Here is a 22,082-nt window from a genome sequence, read left to right as displayed (position 1 = left end):
CTCTTTAAAGGCCATTTAAAATCTCTGGCCTACTCTTATCAATAATGCGATTTCTTGTTCTCTGACTTCTTCGAGATTGCTTTTGTCGTCATTTCGCGTGCTGTAAACACGCGATCCCTATCACCAATTGTGGTTCAGTGCATATTCTCGGTACCGATTGTAAAGGTGTCCCGCCTGTAAATAAGCAGATTGCGGACTCATAAAGTGAGAAAATTCGAAAGTAATAGCCTTATCATAACCAGCCTTCGCTGCAGCTTCAAGTTTTAGCCTTAGTTTATCAAACTTGATCGGAAGAAATTTGATCGGCATATCCCGGTCGAAAGATTCGGCATTCGTCCAACAGGCCATACCATATTTATCAGCCAATTTCTTATTGACCTCAAAGAAATCGGGAAGCTCATCGTAATCAATGTGTCCATCCTGAAAGGCCACTGCATCGACAGCTCCTTGTATACCTTCAAAAATTTCGCCCCATTCCCGTTCGTGTTCCAATACCGAAACTGCATCGGCTTTACTAAGCTCGGGAGAAGCGGCAAGCACAGCTTTTTTCCCATCAATCCAGGGCGATATAAATGTCGGCAAGCCCCCACTGACTGCCTTGCACTGTAACCCAAGTGTACGAAAAGCATGAACAGCCCCTTTCGTTTTACGGCTGATTTCCGTACTGATATACCATCCACCGAAGCTTTTATAATGCCCATATTTAGCCCAGACCTCTTCAATTACATATTGATTGGCATCGATTTCGTGACTCAGATCTCCTGTCTCCCAATAAATACCGCTGTCATAAAGTCCAAAATAGAATTTCATCTCATACTTATCTGCAAGCTGCAGATAAAGTGCTACAAGATCCAACGATGGTTTAAAACAGCCATATTTGTCCATCAGATAAGCCGATGGATAGGTTATAAATTTACGATAGCCACTGCGAATCATAATAACAGTGTCTATACCAATTGCCTTCATATATGCAAAATCCCGATCCCACTCTTCCGGGCCCCAATTTTGGTGCGGAATATCGTGGGAAATCTCGTCAATAAATGTCCCTGTAATTCTCATAAATATTTCTTTTCTTTTAATAATTGTACCCATTTTATGTAGGCACTTGGTATCAGATGGATACCATCAGCAGAATCAACTGCGTTAAGTTTTCCCTCATTGTCCTGAAAAAGTGGACAGAGGTCGACAAATGGAATATTTTCATCTGCTGCAAGCTGTCTTAGTTTTTCATTTAAGATTGGAACCAGCACATTTCTACCTTTTGTATAGGGCTCTTTTGTGAGTTCTTCATTGATTGGTAAAGCACTCTGAAGATAGATAAGGGTCTTTGGTGAGATCTTTTTTATTCGTTTAATGATACGCTTGTAGTTATTGACCGACACTTCCTGCGGAAGCTTTCTGAATTGGTCATTAATGCCATCCATCAGAAAAATTGCCCGCGGACGTCCGCGCAACACCTCATCGGTACGCGCAAGAATCCCAAACGAATTATCTCCGCCTATCCCCCTGTTCAGTACAGGATATCTTGAATCTGCAAGCAATTCCTGCCATTCTGCCCGTTCAGTAATACTGTTTCCCAAAAACACGATTGCTCCTTTAATGGTTGGACTTTGTTCGAAATAGGCCATTCGTTGTTGATAATACCAGTTGGCGTAACTGCTATCTATTTTAGTCTCCTGAGCTGAGAGGGACTGGGAAAATACCGATAGATATATTCCAATGAGGAAGCAACCTTGGAAAATACGATACACCTTAAAAAATTCCAATGATCTCATAATAGTTTTTGCTGTTTTAAATAATTGGCCCAAATTAAATAGGTGGCTTGCTTCAGATGTAAGCCATCAATTGTTAGCTCAGCTTTTAGTTCCCCATTACCGTCCGCCAATATCGGCTGTAAGTCTACAAAACGAACTTGATGTGCCTTACACAATTCCTTCAACGCATTGTTCAGTAGCACTATCCTGTCATTCCGAACCTCTTCATAGATTTTTGGCAGTAAAGCTTCATTCACAGGCAGAATTCCCTGCACAAAAAGCGCTGTATTTGGCGACTGCTTTTTAACCTGCTTTATTATCCTTTCTATATTCGTTGAAATAATGGAAATCGGTATTCCTCTTTTCATGTCGTTCACCCCACAGAGCAGAAATATTTTTCGTGGTCTGGACGCTAATATCTCGTCTAGTCGTGCTAAAATACCGTAAGTCACATCACCGCTAATCCCCCGATTGATCACATGCTTACGTTGGAGGATTTCTTGCCATTTTCCACCTTCGGTAATGCTATTACCAAGGAAAACGATTTCGTCCTTCTGGTTGGGCATCGCTTTAAAAAACTCAAGCCTTGCGCGATAATGCTGATTATCAAACGTAGAATCAATGCCTTTTGATTGCGCTAAAGTCAATGCCGGTAAAAAAAAAGGCAACCATAAGGCCTTCCAGTTCCTATAAGAAAGTATGTTCATATGCATTAATTATTTTCGTCGGTATGCTCTTTTTCGGGTTTTCGCAATGGCACCCACCAGGAAACCAAAAAGGCCGGAATAGTAGAAATCAACACCCAGATAAAAAATTCTTGATAGCCCAAATGATCACTCAGCCAGCCGCTGATCATCGAAGGAATCATAAATCCCAGATTAACAAGTCCACTTCCGAAAGCGTAGTGTGCCATCTTATATTTACCTGGGGCAATATTTTGCATGATAAAAAGAATAATTCCGATAAAGCCAAAACCATATCCAAAGTACTCGATGGCGACAGCAGTAGCTATGAGATAAAGGTTTGTCGGCAATGTGATCGCAAGAAAGGCATAAGCTACAAATGGAATATTAAAGAAGGCACAAAGGATCATAAGTGTCCTCCGGTCTAAGCCCTTTTTGGATACAAAATGCCCTGCGACAATCGACCCCAACACAAAAGCTATGGCACCAAATACACCATAAAGCAATCCAATTTCCGAAGTACTCAGGCCAAGCCCGCCTTCGGTACGTTGTGCTTTAAAAAATAACGGAGTGATCTTAATGGCCTGCCCTTCAGCAAAACGATAAAAGACAATAAAAAGTAAACTAAACCAAATATTCTTTTTCTGAAAAAATGTTATGATAACGTCTTTAAGCGTATCCATCCCCTCCTTTAAAGAAGTGGATTTGGGAGCTTCGTGGTGAGCAGGTAAAGCACGTATACTGTACAATCCAATCGCCAACATAATAAATCCATAAGCAAACATCACCACCATCCACGCGGATTTAATGCCGATTTCCTGCTCCAATTGCCCCGCCAAATAAACGAGTACGCCTCCAGAAAACACTTTGGCCACATTATAGAAGGCACCCTGCCAGCCGACATATTTTGCCTGTTGTTTTGCATTCAGTTCATTCAAATATACCCCGTCGGCTGCGGTATCATGTGTGGAACCACTAAATGCAATCAGGGTCAACAAGGCAATGGAGAAGCTAAAGAAATGATCCAACTGCAGCGTAAGACCAAGCAGACCAAAGAGTAGTCCCGTGAGCAGCTGGGTGGTATAGACAAAAAATTTCTTGGTCTTATACAGCTCCAAAAAAGGACCCCATAAGGGTTTTATTGTCCAGGGCAGCATAATCAAAGAGGTCCAAAAAGCAATCTTTGCGTCCGATACCCCCAAATTTTTATACATAATGGAGCTCGCACCCGAAAGGGCAACAAAAGGTAGCCCCATGGCAAACCATGTTGTGGAGATCCAAAAAATAGGCGGAAGTGCCTTACGCCCTTTGCGAAGCTCCATCGTTTGTTCTAATAATTCATTCATTTTATGACTTCCAATAAAGTTTTAACCGGCTGCTCACGATCGTCAACAGCGCCACGATTCCAGTGAATAATACACCTCGCATCACTCCCCCAAAAACACCCTGTGCCCCCATCTGATCAAGAGCGCTCTGTAGTCCCGTAAGCGCCAAAAGTGGGATCAACACTAGATTTCCTGCGGTATAGGCGACCATCGGATTTTTACCAACCAGTGCTATACCTCGAAACAGCGATTTTCCAAAAGCAAGTTTCTCGATACAACACAACATTGTTAGCGCATAACAGGCTAAGCCCGTAGAGACAAAATAATAGCTGTATGTGGAATAATCCTTTTTTATTCCCCCCTCATACGCTTCGAAGATCAGTCCTAAAAAAAGCAGATAGCTTCCGAGCACAGCCATTTTTGCCTGTAGTGTCAGTACTTCGCCCTTCCGAAAAACATCTGAACAGAAGCATAGTGAAAAGATCAACATCAGGGTAAGTCCGATATTGATATCGAGATAACGCATATAGAGATTGAAGACATTCAGCCCAATGAGAATGGCACAGAGCGAACCTTGTAACGCTAGTTGAGACCGCCGCATCCTGGGTTTGTCGGCCAACGACCTATCAGCAATAATCCACTCGCCGACAACTGTAGCCGGAAGGATAATAAAGAGGTATTTGAGGTAATAAAATTGATAAAGCCAAGTCGCAGGGCTGAGTTTGTAGATAAATTCGTTGATACTGCCGACTTCTTTCGCGCCCAAAAGAACGCCCATAATAAATGGTAAAATCGCCATACGTAACCACATGGATTTCGCCGTCAGCCACCACCACAGTGTTCCAAACAAAGCCATATTGGCCAGTACCAGAATAATAATATCTGTCTTCTGGAGGGTAAATTTATCCGTTTGTGCATACAGCAGATATAGCATCCCTACAGATAGCAACAGGGCCGCTACGTGAACAAGCCTCGCGGTCCGCATCGGCAAATAGGACGTTAAATCGGCATAGAGTGCAAAGAGCAGGACAAACCCCACAATTGACAAGAGATACTGCGACGCAGCAGGCTCACCACTCATAACCCAAGCGCGCATATAAAAAGAAAATAAGGCGAAAAAGAATAAGGCAACAAAACGCTTAAAAATTGTACTCACAATACGCCAAGCGTTTAGGTTAGCCACTTTTTTCCGCATAGCCAATGGGATGGCCGCCCCCATCGTAAAAAGGAAAATCGGAAAAACCAGATCTACCCAGGTTATACCCGCTATACTGGGATCAAATACATGTTTAGGCGGTGGCACCTGTGCATGGTACATCCAAGCAGGAAGGTTTCCAAATGAAATGCTCGATGAAAGCACCATTAAAAGGATGGCAATTCCTCTGCAGCACATCTAAACTATCGTTTCGCTGCTGTGGAGTCGCTGTGGAATTTGGTAAAATTGGTATCATCTCGTTTTTCTATGCGTTAGGAAATCAATTTTTTGTTGTTATAAATTGGCCGGTAAAATCCACTGGCCGTTCAAACGGCTTTAGGATATCATCCAACACAACCGCCACTTGAGCCCTTGTTAACACTTGATTTTCTTTTGCTGCAATGACGGACCAGATTTTATCTTTATCCAAAGTGGGATCGACTTGGAGCAATAGAGCCGCAAAAAATCCTGCGGTCACATCGGCACCCGAGCCAGCGACTTTATCGGCCGCAGGATAATAACTACGCATACCATCGATCAGATCCACTTCGCTTATACGGTGTTCGGGATAGAACCAGGTCTGATTGGCCCATTTGTATGGCACACCTCTGCCTTTAAGAATACCTGTTGCTCCAATACGTTGGATTGCCTGAAAAAGGCTATCTTTTGGATCAACATCGATAAAGGGCATGAGATAGGCATGATTATCCAAAAGTACTTGTTGCACTTGTCGCAACGAAAGTTCTTTGGGGCTTACACCTTGTTTTGCGGACAGCGCTGCAAGTACTCCGGCAGCTTGACCAATACCCAATACCACTGGCTGAAGGCGGGTGGCTCCAGCCACAATATTGCTCACACTGATGCTTTTTTCAGCAACGATAAAATCCGTTACTTTCTCAGGAATCAAACTTCCAAGGGGCACATTATAAGAAGGTACCCGAATCTTAACAAAATCGATTTTGGGTGCATTCGGGTTCTTCAGGTGATGATGATCGATGGTATAGTCGCCTACTATCCCACCAGTGCGGTATAAAGGCAGCTCCTGCTCATAAGGACGCTGCACATAGGGCAATGTCAACTGGACCAAGCCCTTAGCGCGTCTAGACTCGCGATGATAAGCAATAAAGGGAAGTTTATCGGCTGTATCATATTCATCATCGGCAAGCCCCAAGTTTTTAAAACCAAGCTGATTTTGAAGATGATATACAAAACGTAAGGTATGATCTTTCGCCTTTTGCAACTCCAAAGCCCTCGCCTTTGGCGACATTTCGATAATATTCAGGTAGATATCATTTCCATCTTTAGGCCAGTTTATCATGTATTTTCCATTCGGCAATTTCCCATAGGTAATCATTTGATCACAATTGATGATAGGCGTATCACTGTGTGAAGCAGGATCTTTAACATCACAGGCATGTTCAAATTCTTTAGGATCATAACCCTGAGGTTTCTTTAGCAATCTCTTTGGATCAGCACCATAGTCTTTCAGAATAGCGACATAAGTAAGGTCTTGAATTATTGAATTGGCCTTTTCGGGGGCAAATTCTTCTTTCGTATCGTAGCGGCTATCCATACCGATGCTGTAAGCAACACCCGCACGCGGCAAGAGATCACCCAATTCCGTCGCATCGACTAAAATAGAAGCGTTTACGGTTTTCTTTTTTCCTTCCTGTTCAATGGCAACGGTCCAGCCTTTAGCCTGTTTTTTCAGGTCTAAAAGGGTACTTTTATACCAAACGTCAATATTTTTTTCGGCTCCAACCATCTTTTTTAGCAAACGGTTACCGACCGAAGGTTCAAATAGCGTATTGCTTACCCAGCCTGTTTCCACGGCCTTTGGACCACCATAATAGGCATAAAGCTCTGCCCTAAATTCGCCCCATATTCCCGAAGGCATACGATGGTTACCGTCAATAGCGGAGACCCCAGCGGCAGTGAGCATACCACCCAACCAGCTTGTCTCTTCCACCACAAGGACCTTACTTCCCAAACGGGCAGCCTGCAAAGCCGCAGAAACACCGCTTGCGCCTCCCCCAGCAATCAATACATCGTATGAAGCAACAGCCTGCCCCTGCGAGGAGAGCGTGACAGAAACCAATAAAATAGAAAAAAAAGATTTAAACCAATTCATATGAAGTTAATTGCAGTAAATAATTTGAAAAATACGCGCCAAATACCGACGTAAGAACCAGAGATACACGGTTTTGTTGTCGGACTAAAGGATCAGTATAAGGTGAATAAAACATAGGTTATCGATTAATGGATCAGACGATTAAAATAAGCGAAATGAACCGGAATGGTTTTAGCCCAATAGCCAGAGGTATGAGCGCCGGGCTGAGCAATATAAGTGGCTTTGATCTTGAGTACATCACAGCTATCCCGAAGGGACTTATTGGCCCCATATAGGTAATCTTCAGTACCACAATCAAAAATAAATGTCTTTTCAGTCCCTACGATCTTATGGACATTATGGATGACACTAAAACGATCGAATAATGGATTTTGATCGCTGTATTGCCCTAAATGTTGTGCTAGACTTGTCTTCTTGAAAGCCGAATGTCTCAGATTGACGACTCCCGAACTGCTACCAGCACTTTTAAAAAATGATGGATAGTTAAAAAAGAGCCAAAGTGCACCATGCCCCCCCATGCTCACACCCGTAATAAATGAGTTGTCCCGATCCGTATGATATTTGCCCTGTATGTAAGGCATTAATTCCCCTGTCAGGAACCGACCAAATTGTGCTCCGCCTTTTTGTGGACTGTCTAAAAACCAGCTCGTCCGAAGACCATCAGGGCATACAACGACAAAGCCATATTGATCGCTCAATGCCTGAAAATCGATAAATCTTGACAGGCTTTTATAATTCGCCCCATGGCTATGCAACACATATACAACAGGTAAGGCACGGTTGTCCGGCTTCATCTTTGGTGTATAAACGTAGCCAGAATCTACTCCAGAAAGATGAGCAGACTGTAACGTATAAAGCTCTTGTCCTTTGGCCAACATTGTACCAACGGCACATAAAAGGCATATGATTAAACGCATGGATATAATTGAGTCAGTCTTTAGATTTATAGTGAAGCTAAATTAATAATAAAATTTACAATAAAAAAAGTATTTAATAATTTTTTTTATTTAATAATGTTGGATTACGTTATTTTATAAAGAAGTAGTTACGGATAAAGCGCTGAAATAAAAAAGAGCATGGAAGGTTTTTCCTATGCTCTTTTTATTCCCAAGATTAAACGCTTGGTAATCGATTGACTTACTTATTTCGTAAACTTTATTTATTCTTTATTTGATCCGGCATTTGACCGTTGCTGTTTTCAACCAAGATGCGGTAAAACGTACATCGACCGTTTCTCCAGATTTACCCAAAGCCTGAACATAAGCAATCATTTTACCATGATATACCCGCTGTTTATTATCTGTATAATCGCCCATGTCGGCATTATTTCCTCCTTCCATTCCAAGTAGACGCGCATTCCCCACGATGTCACATGTAATTTCATCCTCAGATATTAAGACAGGAACGCCCTTTTCATCCAGGATCTGCAAAGCAATCTGGATCACTCCACCTACTTCGACTTGCTGATTACCCAACATGACAGCTTGAATAACTGCGGGCCTCTCGCTGGATTGAATCGCATGCCGAACAACTTCTTTTTTATTCGTGTCCAGACCAACAACCTCTAGTTTACCAGCTGCATAGGGAATATCCCAAAAGATGATACCTGTCTTCTCATCGTAATTTTTCTCTTCGCCAACAACTTTACCATTGAGCTCCAATCGCGCCTGAGGGCTATTGGTGTAACAGACCACCCTGATTTGCTGTCCCTCCTGATAGTTCCAAATTGGCCAGGCATCCATGGAGGGCGCTTCATTTTTCCGTTGCCCCTGTTCGGATTCCAATGCAGACCAGACATCGGTAGTCGTTGCTCCGCCCTTCAATGGATAGGTTCCCAAATAAGCCATAGGTTTATCCGACCACAGCGATTGGCGATAATAACCTCTCGGTTTGACAAATCCCGCAAAATCTAGCAGTCCCGAATAGAATCCCCGGGAAGGCCAACGTCCGGATTCGCCGAGATAATCGATTCCTGTCCATAGAAATTGACCAAAAATATGCGCATTGTCACGTACCGCTAACCAAGCAGAAAGATCATGTCTATTTTCGCTGCCGAAAATAACGCGTTCAGGAAAGCATTGATGATCCAGTTGATAACGGCTTTCTGTATAATTGTATCCAGCGATGTCAAGTGCGGCTGGATAGGCGGTTTCATTCGACATCGCTACCCCGGCAAGCCCTGCTGTAACCGCTCTACTTTTATCGTACTTTTTTACAACCGCGACCAAGCGTTTGGCAATATCACCCAACCGCATCGCATCGGGTGCATCCTTTTTGTAGCCCCCATACGAAGCTTGTGTAAAGCCCCCCTCTTTCTTTTCTCCGTTAAGAATAGGATGTGAATAAGGATCATTTGGATAATCCACTTCATTGCCTATACTCCACGCAAAAATCGAAAGGTGATTGCGATCTCTTTTGACCATGTCAGCAAGATCCTGCTCTCCCCAGGATTCAAAAAAGTCGTATGATCCTTGAAAGCCGGGCGTACCAAAATTCCATCCCTGCAACCATTTTCTTTTTGGAAATTCCCATTCATCGAAAGCTTCATCCATCACCAAAAGACCAAGCTCGTCACATAGTGCATACAACGAAGATGCCTGCGGATTATGACTTGTACGAATAGCATTGACTCCCAGTGATTTTAAGGTTAGGAGACGTCGACGCCATACTTCTGGATACACTTCAGCGCCCAATACGCCAGCGTCGTGGTGCAAACACACTCCTTTTACCTTCATCCACTCTCCATTTAAAGCAAACCCTTTGTTCGCATCGAACGTGAATGCTCTGAAACCAGTTTTCACCTCCGACCGATCGATCTGCTGGCCATTTTGCGTCACAATTGTCCGTAAGGTATACTGTTGGGGTTGATCCAAACTCCATAGCTTGGGGTTCGACACGGTCAACTGCTGTTGTACGGTTGCCTTATCAGTGGCACCGACCTGTACTTTTTGCGTTTTTTTTGCAACAATACGGCCTGTCATGTCAATCAACTGCTGCTCGACTGCAATTGCAGAAGATGCTGCAGCGCTATTGACCACAGTTACTTCGGTATTTAAAATTCCCTTTCCGCCTTTCATTTCTGGATAGGCGTACACACCCCATTGGTCGATATGCAGCGGATTGGCCTTAACAATCCATACATCCCGATAGATTCCAGACCCAGTATACCACCGCGAATCGGCGCTTTGGCTATGGTCTACCCTAACGGCTATGGTATTTTCTTTGCCAAACTCAATGTATGGCGTAATATCGTAAGAAAAGGATACATAACCATTAGGCCTTTTGCCAACAGATTTACCATTGATAAAGACTTCACTTCGGTTGTACACTCCCTCAAAATAGATAAAAATCTTTTTACCTTGATCGTCTGCGGGTATCGTCAATTGTTTGCTGTACCATCCTATGCCGCCGGGCAAATATCCTGTCGCACTGGCTAAATTAGGACTTAACGGGTATTTTACACTCCAATCATGTGGCAAACTCACCTGTTGCCATCCAACGCGATTCATTTCCGTTACCGCTTTTATCTCCATGTCCCCCAAATGGAAGCGCCAGTCTGAGTTTACGCGTTCGGCGATGCCAAACCCGGGCTGTGCATATAGGGTATGGATACCTATATAGCTGGAGATCGCTAAAACGGCCAACTTTCTTATTATTCTTTTCATTTTATTTATATGTAGATTTGGTTTAGTGATTAAAGCGTGGGAACTACTGGTATTACATGGCCCTCATCGTCAAAATACAACCGATCCATACACACCTCGCGATTAAATCCTGCAGCGTCACCCATATCGATACCTTTGGGATAATTAAAACGATGGTAAACAATATACCATTCATCTTTCCCTGGAATCTGCAAAATAGAATTATGTCCTGTTCCATATATCCCCTTTGCAGGATCTTTTTGTAAGACTAGATTATTTTCCGGAACAGTGATCGGTCCATCGGGGGAAGTGGCTGTTCCATAACGTACCCGATAATTTTCACTCCGTGTATCGTCTTCTGACCAAAAGAAATAATAGCGGCCTTTACGGTAGACTACATATGCACCTTCGCGAAACGTCTTATCGGGAGTTATGACTTTTACAGTGTTTTTTTTGATGCTAACCATGTCCTTGTTGAGTTCAGCTACGGCTAGATAGCCATTTCCCCAATATAGGTAGCTTTTACCAGATTTTGGATCGTTAAACGCTGCAGGATCTATCTCCTGACCACCTTTTACACCTTCAGGTTTAAAATCTATCAATGGTTTTCCCGAATCCTTAAAAGGACCTGTCGGCAAATCTGCTACCGCAACGCCTATCTTTTGCGCCGCCGTGAAATAATAATAGTATTTATAGTCGTTCTTAACTTTCTTTTCCGTAATTGTTGGTGCCCACGCATTTCTAGGTCCCCAGGCAACATCTTTTTTCAGGTCCAAAATCACCCCCTCGTCTTTCCACTTGCTGAGGTCCGGGGACGAAAAGGTCTTAAAATAATAGCCGCCCCAACCGTCAAAACCATCGCTCGTGGGGTATATGTAGTATCTTTTGGTTTTATTGGAATAAAGTACATCCGGATCAGCATAAAAACCATCCAAAACTGGATTCTTTCTAAATGTAAATTGCATGTCTTTCGGTTTTCCCCATTTGCTGGTCAGATCAAGTAGTTCTTGTCTGGAAACGGGGATAATGGTACCATGTCTTGGATGGAAATCCATATCAATTTCATGATCAATAACTTTAAAACGATCCAAATCATCAGAGATGCAAAATTGATATTTTCCTTTGCCATATACATCATACATCAAGATGTATTTGTCGGACTGATTGATCTTAAAGACGCTAGATCCTTCCACAGCATCTTTAGTCTGCTGTTTATATCCTGGCTGTTCAATCCATCTTCCTGACGTCAGTGAATCTGTTATCGCTAGTTTGATACCATTGCCGTGTCCTTCGGTTTTGTAAAAGAGGTAGAACAGACCATTCTTTTCAATAATATCGCCGTCGATACAAGATTTACCATTTTTCGGTAGAAAAAGTACTTTAGGATCGGACTCAAAATCGGTAAACTCCTTATTAGCATAAGCATAATAAATGATATCGGGATTGTTTCCATGCTGCATAGACCAATACACCATATATTTTCCTACCGAAGGGTCAAATATTGTCTGCGGTGCCCACACCCTTTTCAAGGCTTCCTGGCCTTTAAAGCGCTGCTGAATGTCGATTGTTTGATGCGACCAATGTACGAGGTCTTGGGACTTCAACAAGACCATTCCGCGGTTGGAATCCCAGCCTTTGGAGGAGGTCATGTCGGTCAGTACCATATAAAATGTTTTCCCATCGTCGCCACGAAGAATATGCGGGTCTCTTACACCACCAGTTTTGCTGATAACCTTTGAGTCTAAGATGGGTTGATTATCGTTTAGAGCCCTATATGTATAGCCATCAGTGCTAATCGCAAAACACACAGCCTCATCAGCTACAGCGTTCCCTTTAAAATAAGCGAATAGGTAACCCGCAAAATCTTTTTCTGCTGGGCCATACTTGTATTCTTGTGCGTAAACTGCCGCCACAATATTCATCAATAAAAATGTAATAAGTGTTAATCGCATGGAGTATTTGATTTATTAAAGGTTGATTTATTTCTCAAAAACATCCTCTTGGCTCTTCTTACAGAACCAAGAGGATGAATAACTTACGTAAACAAATATGCTAATTAATAGCCAGGATTTTGCTCCAATTGTCCATTCGAAGATAATATCTCAGAACGTGGAATCGGTAGCCAATAGTGCTTTTCTTCAAATCGGCGTCCTGAAAGCGCTTCCTTGCGTGTATACGTAAAACTCTCACCATTTTTATCTATAGTCACGCCATAAGCAGGGATATTTTCTGTTACCATCGCAATCTTCCATCTTCTGACATCGTAAAAACGATGTTCTTCAAACGCTAACTCAACTCTGCGCTCGTAACGCACTTGCTTTCTAAACTCATCTTTCGACTGTCCCATAGGAATTTCGGGCATATCGACAGATGCCCGTGTTCTAACCAAATTTAAAGCCTGTCGCGCTGTTAAGCTACCACCAGCAGGTAACACATCTGGACCGTAAGCTTCATTTGCTGCTTCTGCAAAATTCAAAAGGATTTCTGCATAGCGAAAGTAATTCCACGGTTGAAATCCCGCATTACCCCAAGGATTTTGAAGCGGATAGGCATCGTTCATAAATTTACGCAGATAGTATCCGGTTTTAGAAGTATTCCAGTTGTCACTTCCTTGCGGACTATCTTGTCCCTTTGGTATAAATGTTTCCACGGCCCTACCTCTGTATAAAGCGCCATTATATAAAATAGTCGCGTCAAAACGGGGGTCGCGGTTAACATAAGGATTTTTCGGATCGTAACCTGAAGCCGTGTTGACGGTACCGTCCTCGTTGAAAGGGGCTTTTCCATTTTTCATTTCATAGGCATCGACCAAGTTTTGGTAAGGTGTATTTCCGCCCCATCCGCCATAGCCATTTGGTCCGTTGGCAATTTCGAGGTGCACGTGATTGGCATTTTTGGTGTAGTATCTGGCAAAAATAGTTTCCGGATTTCGGTCTGTTAAAAACAACGATTGGTATCCGCCCGTGTATAGCTTATACTTATTTAGGGCGATCACTTCCTGCGCTGCCTGAGCAGCGGCCGCCCAATTTCCGACATTATACAATGGACTTGCGGCATACAAAAGTAATCTCGATTTTAAAGCCATGGCCGCAGCCTTTGTGGCCCGCCCCATGACCCAAGTTTTGTCGTTATTTTCAGCGGGCAGCTTTTCAATCGCTTCATTCAATTCTTTGATTACATAATCCATACCTTCTTGCATGGATTTTCGCTCAAAAAGACTTGCTTTGGTTAGATCATCCTTCAATCCATATACGGTATCTCCCACCAACACAACGCGTCCAAAATTTCGAATGAGATCATGATACCTAAATGCTCTTATAAATTGAAGTTCGCCTTCCAATTGGCGCTTATGCAATGTACTCATCTGTATATTAGCCAATACTTTTTTAGCGTAATTGCACTCGCGGATACTTCGGTAGCTACGCGCCCAAAGCGATCCGGCAGCACCTAAATTTTCTGGAGACAATTGTCCACGGGTAATAAGCCAGGTATTATCATCATTGGTATACATGGATTCGTCTGTGAGAGAAGACCACAGCGCATATTCAAATCCGCGACCGAAGCCTGGATTAGTACCATCTGCCTCATTTGATATTATTTTCTCGCCAATATATCTATTGATGACAAAGGCTTCTAAAACGGCTGTATCTGTTTCAATAGCTTCCGTAGAAATACGATCAGTTGCTGTAACGTCCAATAGGTTTTTGTTGCAAGCTGAAAAGATAGTCGTTCCCAAAGCCAAAGGCAGGAAATATTTACTTAAAGATTTCATCTGTTATGTTCCTCCTTAGAATTTTAAATTTACACCTACATTAATAATTCGTTGTTGCGGATAGAATTGTCCACTACCGCTACTTCCTTCTGGATCATAATCCTTCACTTTTGTCCAAGTCAACAGATTGAATCCATTCGCGTAGAAGCGCAGTCCACCCAGTTTCCATCGCGAAAGAACCTCATGTGGCAGTGTATATCCTATTTCCACATTTTTCAAACGCAGAAAGGAAGCATTATTTAACCAAAAATTATTTCCATACTGCCCCCCGCTGACCGCCGAAGAAGCACGTTCGGGAACCATTGGATATGTGCCATTCGGGTTATTAACGGCATTAAATCGATTGTCGGCCCAACTGCTGTAGAAGTTCCCTACCGTACCAGATTCGGGAAGTACATGTTGGCTAACCCTGGCTTGCCCAGAAAATAATACTGCTGCATCAAAGTTTTTATAAGCCGCATTTAAGCTAAAACCATAGGTGATCTGTGGTATATTTCCATACTTTGTCCGCAGCATATCATCTGCGGTGATCTTACCATCTTGATTATAATCCTCAAAAATTAAATCGCCTATTTGCGCACCAGGAGCTTGCGGAGATCCTTTAAGATCTGCCTCAGTTCTATTTAATCCAATAGCATTATAGAGCAAATAGGTTCCCAAAGGTCGTCCTGTCTGACGCTGGTAATCTAATGTCCCACTTGCCTCGTCAATAAAGATAATTTTACTCTTAGCAAAGGTAAAATTACCCGACATTCCCCAGCTAAATTCTCCCGGCTTTTGATAAGACAAAGTTCCTTCAAATCCTTCGCTATTCACCTTGCCAATATTCTCCGAAGGGACTAACGGTTTGGAACTGCTCTCTTTATAGGGATTGACAATACCTGAAACTCCCGGAATCGATGCATTTCGTTCGGTCAGAATATCTGATCTTTTTTGTTTGAAATAAATGGCCTCCAGTGTAAAATTCTTAAGAAATTGTGCATTTAGCCCAACGTCAAGCTTCTTCGATACTTCCCAAGTGATATCAGGATTGGCTAATTTCGCTAATTTAACATTCGGCTCGATCTGGCTTTTTTCATTTAAAAGTGCGACTAATCCATTTCCCACAAGTGTATAATTATCAAAATATTGGAATGCATCCACATTATCGTTTCCAAGGCTGCCGTAAGAAGCTCTCAGTTTTAAATCATCTAAAAATCCAATCTTGTCGGAAAACCAATCTTCTTTGCTGATTCGCCATCCAGCGGATACGGAAGGAAAGTACCCCCAACGTTTGTTTGAAGGAAAAATTGACGAGCCATCAGCCCTGAGCTGTCCTTCAAACAAATACTTTTCGCTATAATTATACGCTATACGGCTAATGACACTTTTACGGGTGTAATTGTTGCTATATCCGGAGTTGAGATAATCTGTAGCAGCGGATCCACCTTGAGATAATTCGGGCAATTGCGTAGACAGATAATTGAAGCGCTGTGCATCGAAATACTCCAAATGTCGCTTACTCTGCTCATATCCCACAAAGGCATTGATGGCGTGATCGCCAAATTTTCGTTCGAAATTTAACTTAATATTACTTGTAATCAACGACTCGTTCGTATGCGACTCAGTCAGTGTAGCTTTATTATTGTTTCCGCCAACAATCGACTCCTCATAGCTATCTTTTGCTTGCTTATATTCATTTAAAACATATGGAACACTAAAATTCTTACTAAAATTAGTGGATTTATCTATTGAAAGAAAACCATCTACAGATAATCCTTCTACCCAAGGAAGTTGATAACTCGCTTTGAGGATACCGTTAAACACCTGCTTGGGATTGACAACAGTGCCACCTATATCGGTCACCATTAAAGCTGGATTGGAGCCTTCGATTCCCTTTGTAGGTAAGCCATTCGGATAATATGCACTTACTGTGGGGTAAGCACGGTAGATCGAACGGAAAATATCTCCAGCCGACGCTATCGGGAATTTGCGGTCTTCTTGTCTGCCCGAAAGCGATAGGCCAACTTTAAATCGATCGGTGATATTGGCCTCCAGATTTGTTCTAAAATTATATTGCTTATATTTCGTAACACCTTTTTTGTAGATCCCGTCTTGATAGACCGAACCTAAGGACATAAAATAGCGGACATCCTCCGTTCCTCCTGCAATAGATAGATTTTGTTGACTTTGTAAGGCGGTATTTTTCAGGGTGACATCAGCCCAGTTGGTATTGGGATACAATAAAGGATCGGATCCATCCCTAAACTTTTGAATCTGTTCTTCTGAATAGATTTGGTTCATTCCACCTGAGGAACTGTTACCATAAGCGATTTCGTTCCGCAACAGCGCATAAGTTGCCGCATCCGCCATTTTGGGCAATCTCGTTGGCGAACTAAATCCAAGATTCCCGCTATAGGTGATGGATGGCTTACCACTCTTTCCGCGTTTGGTGGTTACTAAAATTACTCCGTTAGCGGCCCTATTTCCGTAAATTGCAGCGGAAGCATCTTTCAACACCGAGATACTTTCGATATCGTTTGGGTCTAGGCGTTCCAGCCCCCCTATCTGCCCCGGCACTCCGTCGACAACAACCAACACGTCATTACTACCTGTTGTCGCTTGGCCCCGCACCGTGATTGATGAACCATCATATCCAGGCTCTCCACTACGATTGTTGATCACCACTCCCGAAAATCTTCCAGCTAAAGAGTTGGACAGGTTTGGCTGCGGACTTTTTACAAGATCTTTTCCCTTTACTTCTGAAATGGATCCCGTTAATGTCGCCTTTCGTTGCGTACCGTAACCTACAACGACGACATCTTCCAATACATGTTCATCACGTTCTAACTGAATAGTTAAATTTGACTTTCCATCCAATGGAATTTTTAAAGTTTTATATCCGACAAATGATACGACGAGAATACCTTTATTGGCATTGAGTTCAAACTTACCTGACATGTCTGTCTTCGTCCCTTTACCCGCCCCTTCAACGATAACACTTGCGCCAAGAATCGGTTCGTTTGATTTGTTCAAAACCTGCCCCGTAATTTTCCCTTGTTGTGCGTATACCAATGTTGGAGCAACGCTCAACAGGGTATAAAGAGAAACAATTTTTAGGTTGTTCATAAAGTAATTATGCTAATTAAACAGTAAAAAATATAATCAGGTTAGAAAAGACATATAGATGTCACACCATGGTTTATTGTGGTTATATCAGCGGCATCGCTGCCCTCCCTCCCTAGATTTATAATTGAATTATAAGCCAAACTTAGCGAGTTTTACCGCACCAAAACATATATAAATCCGTCAAAAAACATACAATATTCGGTCAAAATCACTGATTAAAGACTCTTAGAGCGTATTCTTTGGCCAATGGAAGTTATTTCCCCTTCCCATCTGATTTTTGGTATTCGGACGGAAGTTTGCCAAATTCTTCTTTAAAACATTGACGAAAATAAATAGCGCTATTGATACCGACCAAGAAGGAAACTTCAGTCACATTGTGATTTCCGGAACGAAGCAGTTCGGCTGCCTTATGTATCCGGATCTTACGTACCAGTTGATTGATATTTTTCCCTGTAATCCCTTTAAGTTTCCGATACAGTGTGGACTGGCTCATATTCATCCGTTCTGCTAGCGTAGCGGCGTCCAAAACTTCATCCTGCATATGCTCTTCTACAATCTTGATAAAATCCTGAACGAATGTATTCTCACGCCATAAATCATCTTTTTCAATCATCTCCCCTTTTAGTTCCGACGGATTATCCGATTTTAACTTTTGCAATACAACGGCATTCATTGTTTTTTGCTTCTGCAGAAGGTTTTCAATACGTTTCAACAATAGCATACTCCCTATGGGCTTAGTCAGATAAGAATCAATCCCAAGCTCATACCCCCGCTGTCTATCCACATCGGTATCTCTTGCAGTTAATAAAATGATTGGGATATGACTTGTTGCCCGCTCTTTTTTCAGCTTTTCAGCCAAAAGAAATCCGTCCATATCGGGCATCATGACATCGCTTAACACTAAATCAGGAACGACAGCTTGAGCACGCTCAAATCCTATTGCTCCATTCTCGGCCGTCTGTACATCATAATGATTGCTTAACACCTTCACCAGGTACTCGCTCAAATCCACATTATCCTCAACCAAGAGTATAAGTGGACGAATAGGATCAAGTGATGGACGACTTTCTTCCACATTTAACGCCGGCTCTTCAGATTTTTTAGCGACCACGCGATTTAAGAAAAATCGAACTGAAACTGTTGTACCTCCACCTTCTTTACTGACTACGCTTATTTTTCCTTGGTGGATTGCTGTTAATTCTTTAACTAATGCTAAACCTATTCCTGTACCTTGAACTCCAACCTTGGAGATTTGATAAAATTTTTCAAAAATCCGTTCAATATCCTTAGCAGGAATACCACAACCAGTATCTTCTACCATTAATACGGCCCAGTTGGCAAGATTGGTTTCCTCATATGTCAGACTCAATCTGATATAACCTGAATCTGTATATTTATAGGCATTTGATAAAAGATTATCGACAATCAATTGCATAATTTCGGCATCAAACAGCGTACGAGTTTCAACTTCTGGAAAATCCGATAATATTTGAAGCTGCGGCTTATTGTTTAGTGTTCTATATTTATGAATGATGTCATTAAGCAAGTCACGTAAAGATCCGGATTCGAGTACCAAAGGTTTAAATTGTGATTCCACTTTGCGAAACTCCAAAAGCTGATTCACCAACGTAAAAAGTCTATTCGCACTTTTCTGTACAGTCTGAACCAAACTTTTATTTTTTGCGGACAGCTCCCCTTCGTTTGACAAATCATCCAGCGGCCCTAAAATAAGCGTCAATGGAGTGCGGAGTTCATGGGTAATTCGCGTATAAAAATTCATCCGCTCGGAGTGTAGCTGCTCATCCTGTTGATGTTGCCTCTCTTTAAGTTTCAATTCGCTTTCCGCTTTCATTCTTTTGAAGTAAAAGAATATGAGTGTAAAAACAATAAGCAGTATCAGAATCAAATAAACTATTTTAGCGCCTAAACTTAAATATATCGGCGGTGCAATCTTAATAAGCAGTCGTTGATATGTATTGGACCATTGCCCATTCTTCATCCGTGTCCGGATCAACAATTCGTGATCCCCATACGGAATATTCCGAAAATCTAGATTCGTCTCGTTTCCAAGGAAGATCCAATCATTGTTGAGTCCTTGCAGTTGATAACTGAATTCAACCAATCCATCCAACGCAACATCCATTACGGCAAGTTCGACACGAAAGCTATTCTCCTTATAGTTGAGGTTAATCTCATTTTTAGGCGAGGGATACTCGTCTTGTTGAGTATTCGATTCACCGGATCTAAAAACCATAAATCGGCTTATCCGGACAGGCGATAACGGTAGATTTGAGGGGATCTCATTCGGATCAAAATAACATATTCCGTCTTGCATTCCAAAGAACAGCCTATTCTTCAAATCTTTGCCCACGCTACCATTAATAAACCCGCCAAGTGGTAGACCAAATGACTGATCATATTGTAGAAAGCGATTTTCTAAAGGTAAGAACCTGAGCATTCCAGACTTCGTCGAACACCAGATGTGACCATTCTGATCCTCCGCAAGGCCATTGACAAACAGCCAGGCATTGCCGCCAGGAACGGGCAATATGTTTAGGTCTCCAACTTTTTTCTGAGATTCCTGTAATGCCAAACCTTGGTTTGTTGCCACCCAAATGTTATTATTCCTATCACGCAAGAGATAGTTGATGGTATTATTTCGTAAGCCATGCTCACTATCCATTTTTCGAATTAATTGATGATTGCTGTTGTAGATGTAGAGGCCTTGTCCATAGGTGCCCACCCACATATTATGCTGCCCGTCCTCGACTAGCGTCCTCGGAGCATAGTCACCTAACATAGGGTTATTAATCAGCATTTTTTCTACAGTATGTTTTATTGGATCATATATAAATATACCTTGATATCCAGCAATCCAAATTCCTCCGCGGTGATCTTCATAAATTGCACGGACTTCTGTCACGCGCTCTCCAAGATCAATTTCACGCCATGTGGACGAGCCCGCATATCTGACAGCTACTCCACCTTTGCGTAAACCTGCCCAAACATGTTCATTGTGATCGCTAAAAGCAGTCAATATATAATCGTCCGGACTGCCGTCCTTATGCGTTATCTGTTTATTCAAACGACCATCTTTACCCATCTCAATGATACCCGACCCTTCTGTTGTCAACCAAATTGTTTGGCTATTGCGAACGATGATGTTACTTACTGTTGCTAGGCGATCAGGCAGCATATTTTCTTTGGGGAATACATTAAAAAAGGGGCGAATATGATTTATAACACCAACACCTCCACCATACAACCCCAGCCAAACATTCCCAAATCGATCTGCTACAATACGTTGCACCATTGCATTATTACCTTTTCCCAAATCGATAGTTTTCAACTCTTTAATACCCGAGACATGCTGATCAAAACCATATGCTGGCTGAAAAAGAAAAAGCTGAGAAGATTCGGCTCCGATCCAAATCGTATTTCCAATTTCCTCAATCGTATATACAAATGGTTCATTTCCATTTTTTGATGCTCCTGCCAACGGTATATGCTTAGTTTCACCTGTTGAAGGACAATAGACAGCAAGCCCTCTTCGGCTGCCTATCCAAATGTTATCAAAACGATCACAAAACAACGCTTTCACCTCATTGTCGGGCAATTGCCCTTTTGTATTTTGAACAGTCAATCTTTTGGAAGATTGACTAATAGTATTAAATATGGTGACCCCTTCATTTACATGACCAATATAAAGTATCCTCTTTCTATCTTCAGCCAACGACCAGATACTATTTTCGGGAAGGATAGGTAAACTCTTTTTATTGAAACAGCGAAATTCTTTCTTCGTGATGTCAAAATGCTGTAATCCCTGATGGTAAGTTGCCAGCCATAGATTGCCGTCCGCACCTTTGATCATGTCCGTAATATCGTTGGTGGCAATAGACTTCGGATTATTCGAATCGTGTGTATAATAACTGAATTTATTGGTCTTCAGATCGATGACATTAAGCCCATTGGCACGCGTACCTATAAAAACTTTTTTATTATCGTACAGTAAGGTATTGATTTCATTACTATTGACAGACAAGCCATCTGGTTTGTCCGAAGCGTAGTAGCTCTTAAATGCTTTACCTGCAAATCGATTTAAGCCAAGCTCTGTCGCTATCCACATAAATCCTTCATCATCATGAACAAGGTCCAATACCTGTTGATTGGTCAGACCATCTTGAATAGAAAAAAAATGGGCGCGAATAGGCTGCGCAAAAACTTGGCTCAAGTGCCACAGAAAAATAACGACTACTAGCAAATTTTTCATAGATACAACATTCACAACACCATAAAATCTAACTCCACATTTAACCACAGTTTACTTTCAATTGAGATACACTGCGCCCAGTCAGCAAACAGCACATTATCAAATTAGCAAACAGGTTAAAATATCGAAAATAAGGTGTACTACACAATATTTCCTCGTCCAAAGGTTATTTCAGCGCTAAATATACTACATTATTCATA

12 protein-coding genes are annotated in these 22,082 nt (G+C 42.1%); all 12 read right to left on the bottom strand.

Going from position 1 to position 22,082, the window contains the following annotated elements; translation table 11 throughout:
- Positions 1 to 120: 120 nt before the first annotated feature.
- A complete protein-coding gene (locus QE382_RS08875) occupies positions 121 to 1,059 on the bottom strand; it encodes a DUF4434 domain-containing protein (RefSeq protein ID WP_307185576.1) in 939 nt (312 codons plus the stop codon).
- On the bottom strand, positions 1,056 to 1,775 hold the full coding sequence (locus QE382_RS08870; RefSeq protein WP_307185575.1) for a GDSL-type esterase/lipase family protein: 720 nt from the start codon (positions 1,773 to 1,775) through the stop codon (positions 1,056 to 1,058). The genes QE382_RS08875 and QE382_RS08870 overlap by 4 nt, the downstream gene beginning before the upstream one ends.
- Complete coding sequence (locus QE382_RS08865; protein ID WP_201638928.1) at positions 1,772 to 2,461, bottom strand: GDSL-type esterase/lipase family protein; 690 nt, start codon at positions 2,459 to 2,461, stop codon at positions 1,772 to 1,774. The genes QE382_RS08870 and QE382_RS08865 overlap by 4 nt, the downstream gene beginning before the upstream one ends.
- Before the next feature lie 5 nt (positions 2,462 to 2,466).
- Positions 2,467 to 3,783: an MFS transporter gene (locus QE382_RS08860; RefSeq protein ID WP_201638927.1), complete on the bottom strand. Its 1,317-nt coding sequence runs from the start codon at positions 3,781 to 3,783 to the stop codon at positions 2,467 to 2,469.
- A gap of 1 nt (position 3,784) precedes the next feature.
- Positions 3,785 to 5,155, bottom strand: coding sequence for a DUF5009 domain-containing protein (locus QE382_RS08855; protein WP_307185574.1), 1,371 nt, complete (start codon positions 5,153 to 5,155; stop codon positions 3,785 to 3,787).
- Positions 5,156 to 5,237: 82 nt separating this feature from the next.
- Positions 5,238 to 7,088: an FAD-dependent oxidoreductase gene (locus QE382_RS08850; protein WP_307185573.1), complete on the bottom strand. Its 1,851-nt coding sequence runs from the start codon at positions 7,086 to 7,088 to the stop codon at positions 5,238 to 5,240.
- Positions 7,089 to 7,213: 125 nt separating this feature from the next.
- Positions 7,214 to 8,005, bottom strand: coding sequence for an alpha/beta hydrolase (locus tag QE382_RS08845; RefSeq protein WP_307185572.1), 792 nt, complete (start codon positions 8,003 to 8,005; stop codon positions 7,214 to 7,216).
- Between the two features lie 249 nt (positions 8,006 to 8,254).
- Positions 8,255 to 10,753 carry a glycoside hydrolase family 2 TIM barrel-domain containing protein gene (locus QE382_RS08840; RefSeq protein ID WP_307185571.1) on the bottom strand — a complete coding sequence of 833 codons (2,499 nt, stop codon included), beginning with the start codon at positions 10,751 to 10,753 and terminating at the stop codon, positions 8,255 to 8,257.
- Between the two features lie 29 nt (positions 10,754 to 10,782).
- Entirely contained in the window at positions 10,783 to 12,684 is a 1,902-nt protein-coding gene (locus QE382_RS08835) for a glycoside hydrolase family 43 protein (RefSeq protein WP_307185570.1), read from the bottom strand.
- Between the two features lie 104 nt (positions 12,685 to 12,788).
- Complete coding sequence (locus QE382_RS08830) at positions 12,789 to 14,504, bottom strand: RagB/SusD family nutrient uptake outer membrane protein (protein ID WP_307185569.1); 1,716 nt, start codon at positions 14,502 to 14,504, stop codon at positions 12,789 to 12,791.
- Between the two features lie 15 nt (positions 14,505 to 14,519).
- Positions 14,520 to 17,612 (bottom strand): SusC/RagA family TonB-linked outer membrane protein, encoded by a 3,093-nt coding sequence (locus QE382_RS08825; protein ID WP_307185568.1) that lies wholly within the window; start codon positions 17,610 to 17,612, stop codon positions 14,520 to 14,522.
- A gap of 253 nt (positions 17,613 to 17,865) precedes the next feature.
- Complete coding sequence (locus QE382_RS08820; RefSeq protein ID WP_307185567.1) at positions 17,866 to 21,882, bottom strand: hybrid sensor histidine kinase/response regulator transcription factor; 4,017 nt, start codon at positions 21,880 to 21,882, stop codon at positions 17,866 to 17,868.
- Positions 21,883 to 22,082 lie beyond the last annotated feature (200 nt).

It is taken from the genome of Sphingobacterium zeae (genome assembly GCF_030818895.1).
GTDB lineage: Bacteria > Bacteroidota > Bacteroidia > Sphingobacteriales > Sphingobacteriaceae > Sphingobacterium > Sphingobacterium zeae.
The sequence above is the reverse complement of the archived record's forward strand: the minus strand, read 5'-3'. Positions and strand labels throughout refer to the sequence as shown.

What these genes read in the sequence shown, in the direction of transcription:
- QE382_RS08835 (WP_307185570.1), bottom strand. Translation starts at nt 12,684, where the DNA reads ATGCGATTAACACTTATTACATTTTTATTGATGAATATTGTGGCGGCA.
- QE382_RS08860 (WP_201638927.1), bottom strand. Translation starts at nt 3,783, where the DNA reads ATGAATGAATTATTAGAACAAACGATGGAGCTTCGCAAAGGGCGTAAG.
- QE382_RS08830 (WP_307185569.1), bottom strand. Translation starts at nt 14,504, where the DNA reads ATGAAATCTTTAAGTAAATATTTCCTGCCTTTGGCTTTGGGAACGACT.
- QE382_RS08820 (WP_307185567.1), bottom strand. Translation starts at nt 21,882, where the DNA reads ATGAAAAATTTGCTAGTAGTCGTTATTTTTCTGTGGCACTTGAGCCAA.
- QE382_RS08865 (WP_201638928.1), bottom strand. Translation starts at nt 2,461, where the DNA reads ATGAACATACTTTCTTATAGGAACTGGAAGGCCTTATGGTTGCCTTTT.
- QE382_RS08855 (WP_307185574.1), bottom strand. Translation starts at nt 5,155, where the DNA reads ATGTGCTGCAGAGGAATTGCCATCCTTTTAATGGTGCTTTCATCGAGC.
- QE382_RS08845 (WP_307185572.1), bottom strand. Translation starts at nt 8,005, where the DNA reads ATGCGTTTAATCATATGCCTTTTATGTGCCGTTGGTACAATGTTGGCC.
- QE382_RS08825 (WP_307185568.1), bottom strand. Translation starts at nt 17,612, where the DNA reads ATGAACAACCTAAAAATTGTTTCTCTTTATACCCTGTTGAGCGTTGCT.
- QE382_RS08840 (WP_307185571.1), bottom strand. Translation starts at nt 10,753, where the DNA reads ATGAAAAGAATAATAAGAAAGTTGGCCGTTTTAGCGATCTCCAGCTAT.
- QE382_RS08875 (WP_307185576.1), bottom strand. Translation starts at nt 1,059, where the DNA reads ATGAGAATTACAGGGACATTTATTGACGAGATTTCCCACGATATTCCG.
- QE382_RS08870 (WP_307185575.1), bottom strand. Translation starts at nt 1,775, where the DNA reads ATGAGATCATTGGAATTTTTTAAGGTGTATCGTATTTTCCAAGGTTGC.
- QE382_RS08850 (WP_307185573.1), bottom strand. Translation starts at nt 7,088, where the DNA reads ATGAATTGGTTTAAATCTTTTTTTTCTATTTTATTGGTTTCTGTCACG.